Annotated in this window: 2 protein-coding genes; both read right to left on the bottom strand. The window is 59.4% G+C overall.

Annotation, left to right across the window (positions count from 1 at the left end; translation table 11 throughout):
* The coding region (locus EN780_RS34855) for an ATPase, T2SS/T4P/T4SS family (protein WP_189557025.1) at positions 1–411 on the bottom strand (411 nt) is incomplete at its 3' end.
* Positions 392–1,090: type IV secretion system protein VirB10 (virB10, locus tag EN780_RS34860; protein WP_133372894.1), on the bottom strand; the 699-nt coding region annotated here is incomplete at its 5' end. The genes virB10 and EN780_RS34855, both read right to left, overlap by 20 nt.

A 1,090-nucleotide genomic window follows, 5' to 3' on the forward strand; every position in this document is an offset into this window, starting at 1 on the left:
GACCGATACTCTGTCTAGCGAGCCGCTGTCGCGATACTCCTCGAGCGAGAAGTTGTTGACCACCTGCTTGCGGATCGAGATTGAGCCGCCTTCGGGAGCGGCCGGCGGCAGGACGACCTGAATGCGTTCGCCAGTCGGCAGCGCCGCGCTGAGAATGGGCTTGGAGTGGCTAATAAACTGACTTGTCGCGCCGGCGACGCGCTCACCGATGTTCTGAATTTCGGCGGCCGTCAGCTCATGAATCTCGTGGTGCTCCATATGGTCGGAGCCGAGGCGTTCGACATAGACATGGCCGGGCTTGTTGATCGAAATTTCGACGACGCGCGGGTCTTCCAGGAATGGTTTCAGCGGAACCAGCGCGCGATCGAGAAAGTGATAAGGGTTGGGGGCTCTACCTACGGCGACGTTCACGTTGAATTTCCTTCATCGCTTCGGTGACGGGATCGTCGTACATGGCGCTGAAATCGAGATCCTGTCGGACATAAACAAAGATGCGCTCGCCTTGGCCAACGCTGATGGTAGGGGGGATGCGGAGATTTTCGCTCAAAGCCTGGTTGGCCATGTCGCTGAAGGTTTGAGCAATCGTATCGCGCGCCAGCTCCTCGCCGCGTTTGGCATCGTCGTTGTTCTTGCCATACGCTTGGTCGCTCCCGAAGCCGGTCAGGTAGCCGGCGCCGGCGCCGACGATGGAAAGGACGATGGCCGACCCGAAACGTTCGCGCCATTTGTTGTCGACATGGCCGGTGAGACCGGAACGGCCGAGACTGTCGCTTCCGATCGAGTTCAGCCGGACGCTCACGCCATCATCACGGATAAGCCGCGTCCAGATGACGAAGATACGTTTTTGTCCCCTGGTCACATCGGACTGATACTCACCGATCAGTCGCGTTCCCGTCGGGATGAGAATGCGGCGGCCATCGAACGAATAAACATCCTGAGACGTGATCGCCCGAATCTGCCCAGGTAAGTCGCTGTTGATCGCCGTTTCGAGGATGCCGGGAATGAGGGTGCCTTCCGGGATCAAGGCATCAATGCGCTTGAGTTGGGTGGCCTTCGCGCCACGGTCGGCCAGGATCGATGCGGCAGCGAG

Source organism: Mesorhizobium sp. M4B.F.Ca.ET.089.01.1.1 (assembly GCF_004022605.1).
Taxonomy (GTDB): Bacteria; Pseudomonadota; Alphaproteobacteria; order Rhizobiales; family Rhizobiaceae; genus Mesorhizobium; species Mesorhizobium abyssinicae.